Here is a 16,064-nt window from a genome sequence, read left to right on the forward strand (position 1 = left end):
AGGGCTAGCTCGACTAGTCCTTCGTGGACACCGGGAACCGGTCGGCGCCGAAGTGGACGAGGATCGCCGTCGCCGACGCGCAGACGACGTCACCCGCCTTGAGTTCGCCGGTGGCGTGGAGCTTGCGGCCGTCGCGGCGGACCAGCCGTCCTTCCGCCGTGAGCGGTACCGCGTACGGCGTCCCGTGGTGGTAGTCGACGGTCAGGGACGCGGTCATCCCCGGGTAGCCTGCCGCGGCGGTGGCGCGGCCGAGGACGTGGTCGAGGACCGCGGCCACCCAGCCGCCGTGCACCCGTCCGGGTGGCCCCTCGTGCGCGGGGCCGAGCAGGACGTCGGCGGAGACGGACGTCGGGTCGATCCTGGTCCAGGACAGTGGTGGGGCCAGGGGGTTGCCGGGGCCTTCGAGGGGGTTGTTGATGCTGAGGTGTCCGCCGCCTTCGAGGGCGGTCAGGAGCAGGGGTGGGGTGGTTCCGGGGGCTCGTAGTGCCTCGGTGATGGCTTCGATCTGTTCTGCTGCGGTGGTCAGGTTGGCGTCGTTGTCCTGGGCGCAGACGGAGGCTTGGATCAGGTCGCGGATTCTTTGCCCGAGTAGGGCTCGGGCGGGTGGTATGCCGTTGGTGATCGGGAACGGGTTTTCGGGCATCGGGCTCCCCGGGGCGGTTGACTAGAACGTGTTCCAGTCTAGCTGGGTTCGCGCTCTGCCGATTGTCGGGTCGCAACCCCGAAGCCGTGATTGTGACTACGGCCGGCAGCACCGCGTCAAGGCGGGAAAGCGTGCCTTGACCCGGTGCCGCCGGCCGTGTTGGGGCTTCGGATCGGGGTTGCGGGGGTCTGGGTTGCGGCCTGGATCCGGGGCTGCCGGGGGTTCGGCTTCCGGTTTGGAGGCTGCCGGGGGTTCGGCTTCCGGTTGAGGGGCTGCCGGGGGTTCGGCTTCCCGTTGGGGGTTGCCGGGGGTTCGGCTTCCGGTTGGGGCCACCGGGGGCTTTGCCTCCGGTTGGGGGGCTTCCGTCAGAGCTTGCCGCCCGCTACCGGGGGCATGTCCGGGGCGTCCTCGGCCTCTGCTCCTGACTCGCGGAACAGGTGGTTCTCCACCTCGAACAAGTTGCCGCCCGCTCGCTCCACCACCGTGAGCAGCGTTGACATCTGGGCCACCTCCTCCACCTGCTCCTTCAGGAACCAGTGCACGAACTGCTCGCCGAGGTAGTCCTCCTCGGCGCGGGCCGCCTTCGCCATTGCCTGGATGTCGGCCGTGACCGCGCGCTCCTGGGTCACCGCCAGCTCGATTGCTTCGTGGACGCTCGAGAAGTCGTTCCGCACGTCACCGGTGCCCGGGATGGCCACCGGCTCGTTGCGGTCGAGCAGGTAGCGCACCATCGCCAGCGCGTGGTTGCGCTCCTCCAGGGCCTGGCGGTAGAAGCGCTTGGCCAGGCGCGGCAGGTCGCGGGCGTCGAACCAGACCGCCAGGGCGATGTACTGCTGGGCGGCGGTGAACTCGTGGCGGATCTGCGTCTGCAGCAGTCCGGCGAACTTCCGGGTTTCGGCCATGCCCACAACCTACGACGGATCCGGCCCGCGCAGCTACGATCGGCGCGGTGACCGCCCTGCCCGATCTGTCCGGCACCACCGCCTGCGTCACCGGCGCCTCCGGTGGCATCGGCCGCGGAATCGCGCTCCGGTTCGCCGAAGCGGGTGCGGCCGTGGCCGTGCACCACCGCCGTCCGGGGGCCGCCGACGACGTCGTCGCGGCCATCGAAGCCGCGGGCGGACGGGCGCGCGCCTTTGCCGCCGAACTCACCGACGACCAGGCCTGCCACGCCCTGCTCGACGCCGTCGCGGAATGGGGTGGCCGGCTCGACGCCTTGGTCAACAACGCGGGCATCCAGCCCGTCGAGCCCCTCGCGGAGCTCAGCGCGCCACACTGGCGGGCCATGCTCGACGCGACCCTGACGAGCGCGTTCTCCTGCACCCAGGCCGCGGTCCGGGTACTGGGCAACGGCGGCAGTGTCACGCACATTGCGTCGATCGAAGCGCGGCAGCCGGCGCACGGGCACGTCCACTACAGCGCGGCCAAGGCGGCGCTGGTGATGCACGCCCGCGGTGCCGCGCTCGAGTACGGGCCGCGCGGGATCCGCGTCAACACCGTGTCGCCGGGGCTGGTTTCGCGCCCCGGCCTGGCCGAGGACTGGCCGGAGGGCGTCGAGCGCTGGCGGCGCGCGGCCCCGCTGGGCCGGCTGGGGACCCCCGCCGACGTCGGGAACGCGTGCGTGTTCCTGGCTTCGCCGCTGGCGTCCTGGATCACCGGTCACGACCTCGTCGTCGACGGCGGGGTCACCGCGCACCCGACCTGGTGACCTCTCTCGTCCACAGTGGACGAATTTCTTCGCCGCGCGTGACGGGTCCGTCATCGACCGTTGTCAACGGGTGGCGTGCGGGTTTAAGCTGTGGCCGACAATCGAATGTTATCGCTAACAGTAAAAGCGAAAGTTTCAGGAAATCGTCGAATTTCGGATTCGCTGGCGAAAGTTTCGATCGCCACCGGCGAATTGTTCCTGACCCCGATGCGGGAGGAGGACGTCGATGAGAACACGGTTCCTGGCCGCACTGGCGGCCGCAGCTCTGGCGTTCACCGGCTTGACCGGTGTCGCCCACGCGGAGTCGAACGGCGGCGTGCGGATCATGCCGCTGGGCGACTCGATCACCTACGGCACCGGTGTGCCCGGCGGGTACCGGATCGGCCTGTGGCAGCGCCTGGCCGCGGGCCGCTACACCAACGACTTCGTCGGCTCGCAGTTCAACGGGCCCGCCAGCCTGTGGGACCACGACCACGAAGGCCACCCCGGCTGGCGCATCGACCAGATCGACGCGAACATCACCGGCTGGCTGCGCACGTACAACCCGCGCTCGGTGCTGCTGCACATCGGCACCAACGACGTGCTGCAGAACTACAACGTCGCCGGCGCGCCCGGCCGGCTGTCCACGCTGCTCGACCACATCACGGCCACCGCGCCGAACGCCGACGTGTTCGTCGCGCAGCTCATCCCGATCGGGTGGGCGAGCGGGGACGCCGCCGTGCGGACGTTCAACGCCGCGCTGCCGGGGATCGTGCAGGGCAAGGTGAACGCCGGCAAGCACGTGCACCTGGTGGACATGCACAGTGCGGTGTCCGCCGCCGAACTGCCCGACGGCGTCCACCCGAACGCCACCGGCTACGACAAGATGGCGGCGGTCTGGTACACCGCCCTGCGGTCGGTCCCGGGCAGCATCGGCAACCCGCGGACCGCCGTGGCCACCGAGGCGCTCGCCGCGGCGACCCTGGGTTCGGCGGCCGCGGCCAAGGGCCGCACGTTCGCCGCCGCCGTGGCCAACAGCCACCTCGGTGAATCGGCGTACACGGCCACGCTCGACCGCGAATTCACCGGGGTCACCCCGGAGAACGAGATGAAGTGGGACGCGACCGAGCCGTCCCGCGGCTCGTTCCGCTTCACCGGCGGCGACGCCATCGTGAGCCACGCCCAAAGCCACGGCCAGAAGGTCCGCGGGCACACGCTGGTGTGGCACGCTCAGCTGCCCGGCTGGGTGAGCGGCATCGGGTCGGGCTCGGACCTGCTCGCGGCGATGCGCAACCACATCAACGGCGTGGCCGGGCACTACCGCGGCAAGATCGCGTACTGGGACGTCGTCAACGAGGCCTTCAACGAGGACGGCACCCGCCGCGCGTCGGTGTTCCAGCAGCGCATCGGCAACAGCTACCTCGAAGAGGCGTTCCGGGCGGCCCGCGCGGCCGACGGCTCCGCGAAGCTCTGCTACAACGACTACAACACCGACAACGAGAACGCCAAGAGCAACGGCGTCTACGCGATGGTGCGCGACTTCAAGGCCCGCGGGGTGCCGATCGACTGCGTCGGGTTCCAGGCCCACCTGTCAGCCGGTCAGAACCTTTCGACGCTGCAGGCGAACCTCCAGCGGTTCGCCGCCCTCGGCGTCGACGTGAACATCACCGAGCTCGACGTCGGCGGCTCCGGCAGCGCGCAGGCGAGCACGTTCGGCCAGGTCGTGCGGGCCTGCCTGGCGGTTTCCCGCTGCACGAGCATCACGACGTGGGGCGTCACCGACAAGTACTCCTGGCGCAGCGGCAGCACGCCGCTGCTGTTCGACGGCAACTACGCGAAGAAGCCGGCGTACACCGCCGTGCTCCAGGCCTTCGGTGCGGCGTGAAGGAGAAACAGATGAAACGCGTGCTCGGCGTCCTGCTGGCCCTGGTGGTCACGGTCACCGGCCTGGCCGCCCCCGCCCACGCGGCGGCCCTGACCAGGGTGACGAACTTCGGCACCAACCCGACGAACCTGAACATGTACGTCTACGTCCCCGACCGGGTGGCGGCCAAGCCGGCCCTGCTGGTGCTGGTGCACTACTGCGGCGGCTCGGCGAGCTCGATCTTCGGCTGGAACGGCAAGGACTACGTCACCGCGGCCGACCGCTACGGGTACGTCATGGTGCTGCCCGAAGCCACCCGCAGCGAGAAGTGCTTCGACGTCTCGACGCCGAACGCGCTGCGGCGCAACGGCGGCGGCGACTCGACGGGCATCATGTCGATGGTCGCCTACGCCCGGTCGCGCTACAACGTCGACCCGGCCCGGATCGTCGTCAGCGGGTTCTCCTCCGGGGCGATGATGACGAACGTGCTGGCCGCCCAGTACCCGGACGTGTTCTCGGCGGCCTCGGCGTTCTCCGGCGTGCCCGCCGGGTGTTTCGCCACCACGAACGGCTCGCTGTGGAACAGCACGTGCTCGGGCGGTAAGTCGATCAAGACCGCCCAGCAGTGGGGCGATCTGGCCCGGTCGATGTACCCCGGCTACACCGGCCGCTACCCGCGGATGCAGCTGTGGCACGGCACCACCGACACGACGCTGGCGTACCCGAACTTCGGGGAAGAGATCAAGCAGTGGACCAACCTGAACGGGTTGAGCCAGACGCCGGCGTACACCGACCACCCGCAGTCGTCGTGGACGCGGACGCGGTACGGCAACACGAGCACCCAGGCCACGGTGGAGGGCGTCAGCATCGCCGGCGTCGGGCACCAGCTGCCGCTGACCGGCCAGCTGGCGTACGCCATTTCGTTCCTCGGCCTCGACCACTGAGCACCGGTACCGGGACACGGGAGGCGGCGCACCCCCAGTGCGCCGCCTCCCGCCGTCGTCTCAGTGGCAGAACGAGACTTCCGGATACGCCGGCCGGTCGAGCACCGGCCGCGGCGCACCCCGCAGGTGCTGGTCGAAGAACGCGTTGACGTAGGTCCGCGTGATCTCCTGGGTTCGCAGGGCGCTCGTCGTCGCGCCGTAGTCGACGCCGAATTCGTCACCCACCAGGCCCACGTCGGTGAAGGACGCGTGCTGCGCGCCCCGCACGTCCGCCCAGCGCTTCCAGCCGGTGAGCTGCGGCCAGTCCCGCTGCCAGGTCGGGTCGCCCGGCACGCAGGCGGTGTCTCCCAGCTGGTGGCCGAGGAACATGAACGGCCGGGACAGCCCGGTCAGCGGGACGTGGGTCGTGCCGTCGATGTTCATCCCGGCCTTGATCCGGCCGTCGGCGACCATGGCCGGGAGGGTGCTCGCCCCGCCGATGGAGTGCCCGGCCATGCCGATCCGGGAGGTGTCGATCAGCGGCGCCCACTTCGAGTGCGCCAGCGAGTCCAGGACGAACGACACGTCGGTGGCCCGGCCCTGCTCCAGCTTCTCCCAGAAGGCGTCGTCGTGCGGGAGGTCGCAGGACGCGCACCCGGCGAAGTGCCCGTCCGGGAAGCTCTGGCCGGTGTTCTCGTGGGTGTGGCCGACCAGCGCGACGGCGTACCCGTGGCTGGCCAGGTCCTCGGCCAGCGCGCTGAGCGTGGCCCGGGGCTTGGTGTAGCCGGGGGAGAGCACGATCAGCGGCAGCCCGCGGCCCGCCGGCCGGGCGTCGGCGACGGCGTTGGTCACCATCGCGGCGAGCCCGTCCGGGGGCATGTCGAGGCCGCTGCCCTGCAGCAACGCCGCCGACTCCGCCGGGGTCAGGTACTGCGTCTTCGGGCCCTTCGCCGAAGCCGCCGGGTAGAAGAGGGAGACCATCAGTTCCCGGTAGGGGACCGACGGCACCCACGGGTCCGGGCGCGAAGTGTCCTTCAGGTACACCGCCGTGGCCCCGACCGGCCGGTCCCCGGTCGGGGCGGGCAGGTACGGCGTCGACGTCCGGGCGAAGACGACCTCCGGGTACTGCGCCGAGGGCTGGTCCAGCAGGGGCTGCGGCCGGCCGCGCAGGTGCCGGTCGAAGAACGCCCGGACGTAGGCCGCGGTGATCGCCTGCGCGCGCACGGCCGGGGTGGTCGCGCCGAAACCGAGGCCGAGCTGCTCGCCCACCAAGCCGATGTCGGTGAACGACCGGTGGACCGTGCCGGTCACGGTGAGCCGGCGTTTCCAGCCCCGCAGGCCGTCCCAGCCGGCCGTGCCGGCGTCCGGTCGGCCGAGGAACAGGAACGGCCGGTCGAGGCCGGGTGCGGGCAGCGGCGCGTCCGGGCCGTCGAGGTCGACCCCGGCCCTGACCCGCGGATCGGCCGCCATCGCCGGGCCGGTGCCGTCGAGCCCGGCCACGCCGATCCGGTCCGGGTCGACCAGGTCCGCCCATTTCGAGCGGGTCAGGGAGTCGAGCACGGGCGACACGTCCGCCGGTCCGTCGGGGCGGGCGGCCACGGCGACGAAGACGCCGTGACTGGCCAGGTCCTCGGCCAGGGACGTCAGTTCGGCGCGCGGCCGCCGGAGCCCGGGGAACAGGACGGCCAGCGGCAGCCGGTGCCCGGACGGCGGCGCGTCCACCACGGCGTCGGTGCGGACGCCGGCGAGCACCGACGGCGCCACCCCGGTGATGCCGTCGGCGTCGAGGACGGCCTTCGCCTCCGCCTCGGTCATGAACGGCGCCTTCGGCCCCGCCGCGGAAACCGCGGGGTAGAAGAGCGATACCGGCCCACCGGTGGCGTCGAGGGACAGCGTGGCCGTGCCGACGGGCCGGTCGCCGGTCGGGCGGGCCAGGTGCGGAGCCGGCGACGCCGATGCGGACGGCGTGGCCGACCCGAGGGCGAGGGCGGTGAGGACGGTGCTGGCCATGATGCTCTTGATTCTCATCCGACGAAGGTCACTTCCGGGTAAGCGGGCGAGGGTGCGGTCAGCAGCGGCTGCGGGCGGCAGCGCAGGTGCTGGTGCTGGTCGAAGAAAGCGCTTACGTAGGTCCGCGTGACGGTCAGCGCGCGGTAGGGGTCGATCGTGTCACCGATGTCGACGCCGAGCTGCGCGGCGAGCACGCCGAGGTCGTTGAAGGAGTCGTGCGCCGTGCCGGACACCATGAGCCAGCGCTTCCAGCCGGTCAGGTGCGGCCAATCCCGTTCCCAGCCGTCGTACGGAGGCTGGCCCGGGTGGTTCGATTCCGTGCGGCCCACGAACATGAACGGCCGGGCCAGCCCGGACGCCGGGATCGGGACGTGGACGCTGCCGTCGAGGTCCGCCCCGGCGCGGATCCGGGGGTCGGCCAGCATCGCCTGGGTGGTCACCGCGCCGCCCGCGGAATGGCCGGCCATGCCGATCCGCTGCGCGTCGATTAGCGCGCCCCACTTCGACGACAGCAGGGAATCGAGCACGAACGACGTGTCCTTCGTGCGGACCTGCGCGAACTTCTCCCAGAACCCGGGCAGTTCGTCGACGTCGCAGGCGGCGCAGCCGGTGACGTGGCCGTCGGGGAAGGTCGTGGCGCGGTTTTCGTAGGTGTGGTCGATCGCCGCCACGGCGTACCCGCGGCTGGCGAGGTCCTCGGCCAGCGCGGTGAGCGTCGCCCGCGGCTGGGTCCAGCCGGGGGACAGCACGACCAGCGGCAGGCTGTGCCACCGCCCGGCCGGGCGAGCGTCGACGACGGCGTTCGTCCGGACCGTGCTGAAGACGTCCAGGGGCAGGCCGGGGAGGTTCTCCCGCTCGAGGTTGCGTTCCGACTCGAGCGGGGTCATGTACTGCTTCTTCGGCCCGTTCGCCGAGGTCGCCGGGTAGAAGACGGAGACCATCAGCTCCCGGTAGGGCACGGACGGCACCCACGGGTCGGGCCGCGAAGTGTCCTTCAAGGACAGTGTGGTGACGCCGACGGGCCGGTGCCCGGTCGGGGCGGGCAGGTAGGGCGTCGTGGCCGCCGAAGCGGGTGACGCGGACAACGTGAGTGTCAATGCGGTGGCTGCCGCGAGAATGCGCATGAAATCCCCCAGTCGGACTTCGTCAGGACAGGTGGCGGAGACGGCGGAAGGAGAACCAGGTGAGCAGGGCGGTCAGCGCGAGGTACAGCGTGAGTTCCAGCCACTGCAGGGGCCAGAACCGGTCACCCGGCTGGTAGGTCACGCGCTGGTGGTAGCCGTGCGCGCCCAGCCGGGCCACGCACGCCTGGATGTCACCGCGCTCCGGCGGGGCCACGCCCGGCCGCGGCGCGCAGTCCTGCAGGAAGTCCGGCATCGAGGTGACCACGTTCCCGGACGGGTCCAGGGTTTCGTTCGCCAGCTCCCACGCCCCGGCCGGCTTCCGCACGCCGATCTCGGTGATCCCCTGCTTGTCGTTGCCGGTGATGTTCGTGATGCTCTCGGGCGTGATCGCGACCGTCTCGGTCTGCGGCGGCAGCAGGTGCGGGCGGACCAGCAGCGTGACCGCGAGCAGCACCGCGGCGAGCGCGACGACGGTGACGGCCATCGCGGCCACCGTCCGCCGCAGCACCATGCCCACCGCGGCGCCCAGGACGAGCGCGAACGCCGCGTAGCCGATCGGGACGATCCCCCGCGCGGCGAACACCACCGGCGAGATGCGCGAAAGCATCCCGTGGTCTTCCTTGACCGCGGCGAGCGCGTCGATCGGGCTCGCCCACCACGTGACCGCCAGGCTCAGCACGCCGGCGGCGAGCATCGCGGCGAGCACGCCGAACCCGAGTTTGGTGGTGAGCCACCGCTTGCGCGTGACGGTCTGGTTCCACACGAGGCTGTGCGTGCCGTTCTCGAGCTCGCGGGTGATCATCGGCGCGCCCCAGAAGACACCGATCACCGCGGGCAGCAGGTACAGCACCAGGACGGTCCCGCCGAAGAGGGCGTTCTCATCGGAAAAGTCCGTGCGGCCCACCAGGTCGGGCCCGGTGATCGCGAGCACGACGGCGATCGCGAGCAGGCCCGCGAACACGGACAGGGCGGGGATGCGGAACTGGCGCCAGGTCAGCCAGGTCATCTCAGGACCTCCAGGGCGGGGCGGGCGGCGGTGGGGTTGCTCATGTATTCGAGGACGAGGTCCTCCAGGCCGAGCTGCCCGACCGTCCACCCGGGATCGAGGATCGGTGCCTCGGTGCGGACGAGCACGGTGGTCTGGCGGTCGGTGTGCGTCGCGGAGACGACGTGCTGGTCCGCCGGCAGCGTTTCGAGGTCGCGGCGCGGGCCGGAGAGCCGGTGGTGCGTCGCGAGCAGCGTCTCCACCTCGCCGATCACCCGGACCTGCGAGTCCACCAGCACGACGAGGTGGTCGCAGACCCGCTCGAGGTCGTTGACCAGGTGCGAGGACATCACGACGGACAGCTCGTGTTCGGCCACGGCTTCCATGAGGTCCTGCAGGAACTCGCGGCGGGCCAGCGGGTCCAGCGCCGCGACCGGTTCGTCGAGCAGCAGCAGTTCGGGGCGCTTGGCGATGCCGATCGTGAGCGCGAGCTGGGCGCGCTGGCCGCCGGAGAGCTTGCCCGCGTGCTGCTTGGGGTCCAGCCCGAGCCGGGCGATCCGCTTTTCGGCCGCCCCGGCGTCCCAGCGCGGGTTGAGGTGCGCGCCGAGCCGCAGGTGCTCCTCGATGGACAGTCCACTGTAGACGGGAGTGTTCTGGGCGACGTAGCCGACCTTGGTCAGCTGGTCCGGGCCGCTGCCCGGCACCCCGCCGCACACCTCGATCGTGCCGGTCGTCGGCTCGAGCATGCCGGCCGCGATGTTCAGCAACGTCGACTTGCCGGCGCCGTTGGGCCCGACGAGCCCGGTGACGTGGCCGGCCTCGATCTCCAGCGTGCAGCCGGTGAGCGCTTGCTTGCGGCCGTACTTCTTGCCCAGTCCCTGGGCGTTCAGGACAGTCACGCTATGTCCTCTCTGGCGGAGTCGCGAAACGTGGACATCAACAGGGCCTCGATGCTCTCCTCGTCGAGCCCCGCCTTGCGGGCCTTGCTCAGCCAGCGGCGGAGGTCCTGCCGCAACGGCGCCATCGCGGCGAACGAGGCGCCGTTCAACGTGGCCGTCACGAACGTGCCGACGCCGGGGCGGGCCGAGACGAGGCCGTCGTGCTCCAGTTCGCGGTAGGCCTTCAGCACGGTGTTCGGGTTGATGGCGAGGCTCGCGACCACGTCCTTGACCTTCGGGAGCTGGTCTCCCTCGGTGAGCAGGCCGAGGCGCAGCGCGTGCCGCACCTGCTGGACCAGCTGCTGGTACGGCGACAGGCCGGACCTCGCGTCCAGGTGGAACTCGATCATCGGCAACTCCATTTATCTAGTTACCTAGCACTATAGCTACATAGCTTCAGTGTGCGCCAGTGATCTTTTTCGGCCGCCGGAGTCAACCTCGGTGCCCGGCCGGCCGTCTGTGGTGGTGATCGTTTCCCTTCTCGAGAGGATTTTTCGTGCGTCGACTTTCTGGGGGAGGCATCGTGCGCGGCGTGGTCGTGGCGCTCGGTGTCTCGATGGCCGTCGCGGCGGGACCGGCGGTCGCGTCCGCGGCACCGGCCTCGATCGACAAGGTGCCGACGCCGCAGCTGAGCTGGAGCGACTGCGCGGACGGGTTCCAGTGCGCCAAGGCTTCGGTGCCGCTGGACTACGACCGGCCGTCCGGCGCGAAGATCGACCTCGCGCTCATCAAGCTGCCCGCCACCGACCCCGCGCACCGGATCGGTTCGCTGTTCGTCAACTTCGGCGGCCCGGGCGCGTCCGGCCTGCAGCGGCTGCGGGAACGCGGCAAGTGGCCGTGGCTGTTCTCCGGCGAGCTGCGCGCGCGGTTCGACCTGGTTTCCTGGGACCCGCGCGGGATCGCGAACAGCACCGCGGTCCGGTGCTTCGACACCCTGGCCGAACAGCAGGCGTTCTTCGGTTCGTTCCCCGAGATGCCGGGCGACCCGAGCGGCAACGCGGCCTTCTACGCCAAGTCGAAGGAACTCGCCGACCGCTGTTCGGCGAAGGCGGGCCCGATCCTGGAGCACGTCTCGACGGCGAACACCGCCCGCGACCTGGAACTGCTGCGCCGCGCGGTCGGCGACCCGAAGCTGAACTACCACGGCATTTCCTACGGGACCCAGCTCGGCGCGACGTACGCGAACCTGTTCCCGAACCGGATCCGGGCGATGGTGTTCGACGGCACCATGGACTTCGCCGGCAACGCGACCGGGCAGAACGGCAACGGCAGGAGCGTCCCGCTCGACACCCGCCAGGACGTCGCCACCGGCATCGCGCAGACCTTCGCGCAGTTCCTGCGCCTGTGCACCGAAGCCGGTCCGAAGTGCGCGTTCTCCTCGGGTGACCCGGCGGCGAAGTGGGCGGCGCTGACGGCACGGGCGAAACAGGCCCCGATCGTCAGCGACGGCGAGGCGTGGACCTACTCGGGCATCGTCAACGCGGCGGCGGACCTGTCCGACTCGCGGGGCTGGCCGGACATCGCCGCGCTGCTGCAGCGCCTTTACGACGCTCCGGCCACGCCGGCCCGGCGGACGGCCTCGGTGGCCGGTGAGCAGTACACCTCGAACCGCACCGAGTCGTTCAACGCCATCCAGTGCAGCGACAGCGACGTGCCCACCGACCCGGCGGTCTACAGCCGCTACGCCGAGTCGGAAGACCAGCGTGTGCCGTACTTCGGGCGGATCGCGGTGCTGGACATGATGAGCTGCGCGTACTGGCGGGCCAAGGACACCGACCGCTACACGGGCCCGTGGAACCGCCCGACGTCGGCGGAGATCCTCGTACTGAACAACCGCTACGACCCGTCCACCCCGCTGCCCGGCGCCCGCGACGGCGCCGCGGAACTGGCGCGGGCGCGGGTGTTCGTCACCGAGGGGTACGGGCACTCGTCGATGTACGTGCCGAGCACGTGCACCGAAAAGGTCAAGCGGGACTACCTGATCTCGGGGACCTTCCCGGCCGCCGGCCGGACCTGCGGGATCGACGCGAGCCCCTTCGCGGGCTGACCGGCGCGGGCCTCACCGGTGGCGGTGAGGCCCGCCGCCGGATCTCCGGGACGAAGTGCGGCCGGCGCCTCCGGGGTCCGGCGGGGGTACCTTCGGTGCCGGCGTGGAGGTTCCGGCGAGGTCGGGGGAGAGCATGACTTCGGGCAGGCAGGACGGCGACACCTGGGACCTGGCGTCCGGCGTCGGCGCGACCGCCACGATGGCCGCGGCGGCGCGGGCGATGGCGACCCGCGCGGATCCGTCGCTCATCGACGACCGGTTCGCCGAACCGCTCGTCCGGGCGGTCGGCGTCGACCTCCTCACCCGGCTGGCGAGCGGCGAAACGGCGCCCGGCGACCTCGTCGAGCCGGTGTGGATCGACGTCGCCAAGGTGCGGACGAAGTTCTACGACGACTTCTTCCGCGCGGCGCGCCCCACCCAGGTCGTCATTCTGGCCGCGGGGCTGGATTCGCGCGCGTACCGGCTGCCGTGGCCCGCCGGGACCGTCGTGTACGAGGTCGACCGGCCGCAGGTGCTCGAGTTCAAGACCCGCACGCTGGCCGGGCTGGGCGCCGAGCCGGCCGCCGACCGGCGGGTCGTCGCGGCCGACCTGCGCGAGGACTGGCCCGGCGCCTTGCGCGCGGCCGGCTTCGACCCGGCGCGGCCGGCCGCGTGGAGCGCCGAAGGCCTGCTGGGCTACCTGCCGCCCGAGGCGCAGGACCGGCTGCTGGACACGGTCACCGGGCTCAGCGCGCCGGGCAGCAGGCTGGCCACCGAGAGCCGCCCCACCCCGCGACCGGGGGACGAGGAGCGGACGAAGGCCGGCCTGGACCGGATTTCCGCGCGCTGGCGCGAGCACCGCTTCGACACGGACATGACGCGGTTGCGCTATTTCGGTGAACGCCACGAAGCGGCGCCCTACCTGGAGGCTCGTGGCTGGGTGCTGACCGGGAGCACCGTCCGGGAGCTGCTCGCCACCCACGGCCTGGCGTCCCTGGCGGACGACGACCTGCGCACGGGCGACGTCCGCTACGTCAGTGGTGTTCTCCCCCGGAAGCCGCACCCGGCTTGACAGCGGGGCGGGACGTCTCGCACTATGCGAACAAGTGTTCGATGATTGTCCTGGGTTCGCCTGACGCTGGTTCGCGCGGGTGTCTCCGGTACGAGTACGTGGTGCTGGAGGTGAGCGGTGGCGGTGCCGGAAGCGCTCACGGCCATCCCGGGGGTCCGCACGGCCGCGCAGCTGCGGGAGCCGGGTGACGGCGAACTGCTGGCGGTGCTGCCCGAGCTGGCCCGCCTGCTCCCGGGCGGCGGGCTGCGGCGCGGCACCACAGTCGCGGTGCGGGGAGCGACCTCCCTGGTGCTGGCCCTCCTGGCGGCGGCCACCCGCGAGGGTTCCTGGGCGGCGGTGACGGGCCTGCCGGAGCTGGGCCTGGCGGCGGCGGCGGAACTCGGCGTCGACCTGGAGCGCGTGGCGCTGGTGCCGGAGCCGGGTGCGGAGCTGGTGGCGGTGGTGTCGGCGCTGGTGGACGGGTTCGACCTGGTGGTCCTCGGCCCGGGGCTGGTGCAGCCCCAGACGGCGCGCCGGCTGGCGGGCCGGGTCCGCAACCGCGGGACGGTCCTGCTCGCCGCGGGCGCGTGGCCGGGAGCGGACCTGGAGCTGAGGGTGACGGGCCGCCGCTGGCACGGCCTGACCCAGGACGGCCACGGCCACCTGAGGTCCCGCGAGGTGGTGGCGACAAGCCGCGGCCGCGGATCGGCGGCGAGGCCGTCATCACTGGGGCTGCAGCTCCCGGGCCCGGAGGGAAGGCCGGCGGCCGGCATCGTGCCGGGACGCCGCCTGGTCGAGGTGGCCGGATGACTTCGGCGGCGTGGGGCGTGCCGGCGCGGCTGGTGTGGGCACGGCGGGGTTTCCGGGCTGGGCGGGTCGCGGGATGATCCCGCGAGTTCCGCCCCGGATCCCGCGGGTTCCGGCTCGGCTCCCGCGGGTTCCGGCTTGGATCCCGCGAGTTCCGGCTTGGGTCCCGCAGGTTTCGGCTTGGGTCATGCGGGTTCCGCCCCGGATCCCGTGGGTTCCGGCTTGGGTCGCGCGGGTTTCGTCCCCCATCACGCCAGTTCCGGCCCGGGTCCTGCGGGTTCCGCTCTCCAGCACGCCAGTTCCGGTCGCACTCACGAGCGCGACGCCACGGCCGCCCGGGCCGTCCGGGCTGCCCGGGGCTGCTGGGGTTGCCGGGGCTGCCGGGCGAGCCGCGCACGAAAGCCGCAGGTGCTGGTCGCCGCATGAGTGATGTGCCGCGGTTGCTTGTGCTGTGGTGTCCGGACTGGCCCGTGGTCGCCGCCGGGGCCGCGGCCGGGACCCCGCCCTCCTCGCCCGCCGCCGTCTTCTCCGGCAACCGGGTCGTGGCCTGCTCCGCCGCCGCCCGGCGCAGCGGTGTCGGACGCGGGATGCGGCGGCGGGACGCCCAGTCCCGGTGCCCCGGGCTCGTCGTCCACCAGCACGATCCCGATCGCGATGCCCGGCTGTTCGAACCCGTGGCCGCCGCCGTCGAGGCGCAGGCCGTCGGGGTCGAAGTCGTGCGGCCCGGGCTCCTGGCCGTGCCCGTCGACGGGGCCGCCGGGTACTTCGGCGGGGAGACCGCCCTCGCCGAGCTGCTCATCGACGAAGCCGGCGCGCGGGCGGGGGTCGAATGCCAGGTCGGGGTGGCCGACGGGCTGTTCGCCGCCACCCTCGCCGCCCGGCGGTCGGAGTTCGTTCCGCGCGGGCGGGCCAAGGAGTTCCTCGCGCCGCTCTCGATCGGGGAGCTGAACCAGCCCGGTGACGACCGCGGTGAGCTCGTCGACCTGCTGCACCGGCTCGGCCTGCGCACCCTCGGCGCGTTCGCCGCGCTGGCCGAACGCGACGTCGCCGGGCGCTTCCCGAAGGACGCCATCACCGCCCACCGCCTCGCCCGGGGCCTTTCCGAACGCCCGCCGCTGCGCCGCGCACTCCCGCCGGACCTGGCCGTCACCGAAACGTTCGAGGAACCCCTCGCGAGGATCGACGAGGCCGCCTTCGTCGCGAAGGCCCTCGGCGAGCGCTTCTTCGCCGGACTCGCGGGCCACGGCCTCGCCTGCACCCGCCTGGCCATCGTCGCGGTCACCGAGGCCGGCGAAGAACGCGTCCGCGTCTGGCGCTGCGCCGAACCCCTCACCGCCCGCTCGACGGCCGACCGCGTCCGGTGGCAGTGCGAAGGCTGGCTCACCACGCGGGGCCGGCCCACCGCCGGCATCGTCCGGCTGCGCCTCGACCCCGAAGAGGTCGTCGGCGGTCAAGCGCTGCAGCTGCAGCTCGGCTCGGTGGGCCGCGACGCCGACGCCGCCGAACGCGCCGGCCGCGCCCTCGTCCGCATCCAGGGTCTGCTGGGCCCGGACGCCGTCGTCACGCCGCTGCTCGACGGCGGCCGCGGCCCTGGCGAACGCGTCCGGCTCATCCCCTGGGGCGAGCCGCGCCGCCCGCTCGCCGCGGACCGGCCGTGGCCGGGACGGCTGCCCGCGCCCTCGCCGACGGTCGTGCCGCCGCGGCCGGTGCCGGCCGAGGTGCTCGACGCGGTCGGCGACGTGGTCCGCTGCACCACCCGCGGCGAGCTCGGCTACCCGCCTTCGACGGTCGCCGTCGACGGGGGACCGCCGCGCCGGGTCACCGGCTCGGCCGGCCCGTGGGTGGTGCACCCGGCCCTGCCCGGCCGCCGCGCCGAGCGGCCCCTCGCCCGGCTCCAGGTGGTGCTGGAAGGCGACACCGCCGAGGACGGCGACATCGCGCTGCTGCTCCGGGCCGTCGTCGGTGATGATCCACAGTGGACGGTCGAGGGCTGCTACGACTAGGGC

General features: G+C 72.3%; 14 protein-coding genes. 7 read left to right on the top strand and 7 right to left on the bottom strand.

The features are described from left to right. Window positions 1-13 precede the first annotated feature (13 nt). Together ACLJOU_RS27555 and ACLJOU_RS27560 are read right to left on the bottom strand one after the other, a co-directional pair. Window positions 14-643 carry a PaaI family thioesterase gene (locus tag ACLJOU_RS27555; protein ID WP_410571176.1) on the bottom strand — a complete coding sequence of 210 codons (630 nt, stop codon included), beginning with the start codon at window positions 641-643 and terminating at the stop codon, window positions 14-16. A 365-nt stretch (window positions 644-1,008) separates the two neighbouring features. Further along, a complete protein-coding gene (locus ACLJOU_RS27560; RefSeq protein WP_410571178.1) occupies window positions 1,009-1,545 on the bottom strand; it encodes a ferritin in 537 nt (178 codons plus the stop codon). A gap of 56 nt (window positions 1,546-1,601) precedes the next feature. Between ACLJOU_RS27560 and ACLJOU_RS27565 the strand changes: the two genes are divergently transcribed. The 3 genes from ACLJOU_RS27565 (at window position 1,602) to ACLJOU_RS27575 (ending at window position 5,138) form a co-directional block, all read left to right on the top strand. Continuing rightward, the gene (locus ACLJOU_RS27565; RefSeq protein WP_410571557.1) at window positions 1,602-2,351 is read left to right on the top strand and encodes an SDR family NAD(P)-dependent oxidoreductase; all 750 of its coding nucleotides are present in this window, start codon (window positions 1,602-1,604) and stop codon (window positions 2,349-2,351) included. 226 nt (window positions 2,352-2,577) lie between these two features. Continuing rightward, entirely contained in the window at window positions 2,578-4,215 is a 1,638-nt protein-coding gene (locus ACLJOU_RS27570; protein ID WP_410571180.1) for an endo-1,4-beta-xylanase, read from the top strand. Window positions 4,216-4,226: 11 nt separating this feature from the next. Next, window positions 4,227-5,138 (top strand): alpha/beta hydrolase family esterase, encoded by a 912-nt coding sequence (locus ACLJOU_RS27575; protein ID WP_410571182.1) that lies wholly within the window; start codon window positions 4,227-4,229, stop codon window positions 5,136-5,138. A 60-nt stretch (window positions 5,139-5,198) separates the two neighbouring features. Here ACLJOU_RS27575 and ACLJOU_RS27580 read toward each other — a convergent pair whose 3' ends face one another. The 5 genes from ACLJOU_RS27580 to ACLJOU_RS27600 are packed head-to-tail and all read right to left on the bottom strand — an operon-like array spanning window position 5,199 to window position 10,524. Further along, window positions 5,199-7,145, bottom strand: coding sequence for an esterase (locus ACLJOU_RS27580; RefSeq protein ID WP_410571184.1), 1,947 nt, complete (start codon window positions 7,143-7,145; stop codon window positions 5,199-5,201). Beyond that, window positions 7,142-8,251, bottom strand: a complete 1,110-nt coding sequence (locus ACLJOU_RS27585; protein WP_410571186.1) for an alpha/beta hydrolase family protein — start codon at window positions 8,249-8,251, stop codon at window positions 7,142-7,144. The genes ACLJOU_RS27580 and ACLJOU_RS27585 overlap by 4 nt, the downstream gene beginning before the upstream one ends. Before the next feature lie 22 nt (window positions 8,252-8,273). Continuing rightward, entirely contained in the window at window positions 8,274-9,257 is a 984-nt protein-coding gene (locus tag ACLJOU_RS27590; protein ID WP_410571188.1) for a transporter, read from the bottom strand. Beyond that, on the bottom strand, window positions 9,254-10,135 hold the full coding sequence (locus tag ACLJOU_RS27595; protein WP_410571190.1) for an ABC transporter ATP-binding protein: 882 nt from the start codon (window positions 10,133-10,135) through the stop codon (window positions 9,254-9,256). The genes ACLJOU_RS27590 and ACLJOU_RS27595 overlap by 4 nt, the downstream gene beginning before the upstream one ends. Then, window positions 10,132-10,524, bottom strand: coding sequence for a GntR family transcriptional regulator (locus tag ACLJOU_RS27600; RefSeq protein ID WP_410571192.1), 393 nt, complete (start codon window positions 10,522-10,524; stop codon window positions 10,132-10,134). Before ACLJOU_RS27600 ends, ACLJOU_RS27595 begins: the two co-directional genes overlap by 4 nt. A gap of 173 nt (window positions 10,525-10,697) precedes the next feature. On the opposite strand from ACLJOU_RS27600, the gene ACLJOU_RS27605 reads away from it, so the two are divergent. The 4 genes from ACLJOU_RS27605 to ACLJOU_RS27620 all read left to right on the top strand — a co-directional run bounded on the left by ACLJOU_RS27605 (window position 10,698) and on the right by ACLJOU_RS27620 (window position 16,061). Further along, on the top strand, window positions 10,698-12,221 hold the full coding sequence (locus ACLJOU_RS27605) for an alpha/beta fold hydrolase (protein WP_410571193.1): 1,524 nt from the start codon (window positions 10,698-10,700) through the stop codon (window positions 12,219-12,221). A 133-nt stretch (window positions 12,222-12,354) separates the two neighbouring features. Continuing rightward, complete coding sequence (locus ACLJOU_RS27610; protein ID WP_410571195.1) at window positions 12,355-13,272, top strand: class I SAM-dependent methyltransferase; 918 nt, start codon at window positions 12,355-12,357, stop codon at window positions 13,270-13,272. Window positions 13,273-13,389: 117 nt separating this feature from the next. Further along, on the top strand, window positions 13,390-14,061 hold the full coding sequence (locus ACLJOU_RS27615) for a hypothetical protein (RefSeq protein ID WP_410571196.1): 672 nt from the start codon (window positions 13,390-13,392) through the stop codon (window positions 14,059-14,061). A 419-nt stretch (window positions 14,062-14,480) separates the two neighbouring features. After that, on the top strand, window positions 14,481-16,061 hold the full coding sequence (locus tag ACLJOU_RS27620) for a DNA polymerase Y family protein (protein WP_410571197.1): 1,581 nt from the start codon (window positions 14,481-14,483) through the stop codon (window positions 16,059-16,061). Window positions 16,062-16,064: the final 3 nt, after the last annotated feature.

Origin of the sequence: Amycolatopsis sp. cmx-4-61 (assembly GCF_046548775.1) — a bacterium.
Taxonomy (GTDB): Bacteria; Actinomycetota; Actinomycetes; order Mycobacteriales; family Pseudonocardiaceae; genus Amycolatopsis.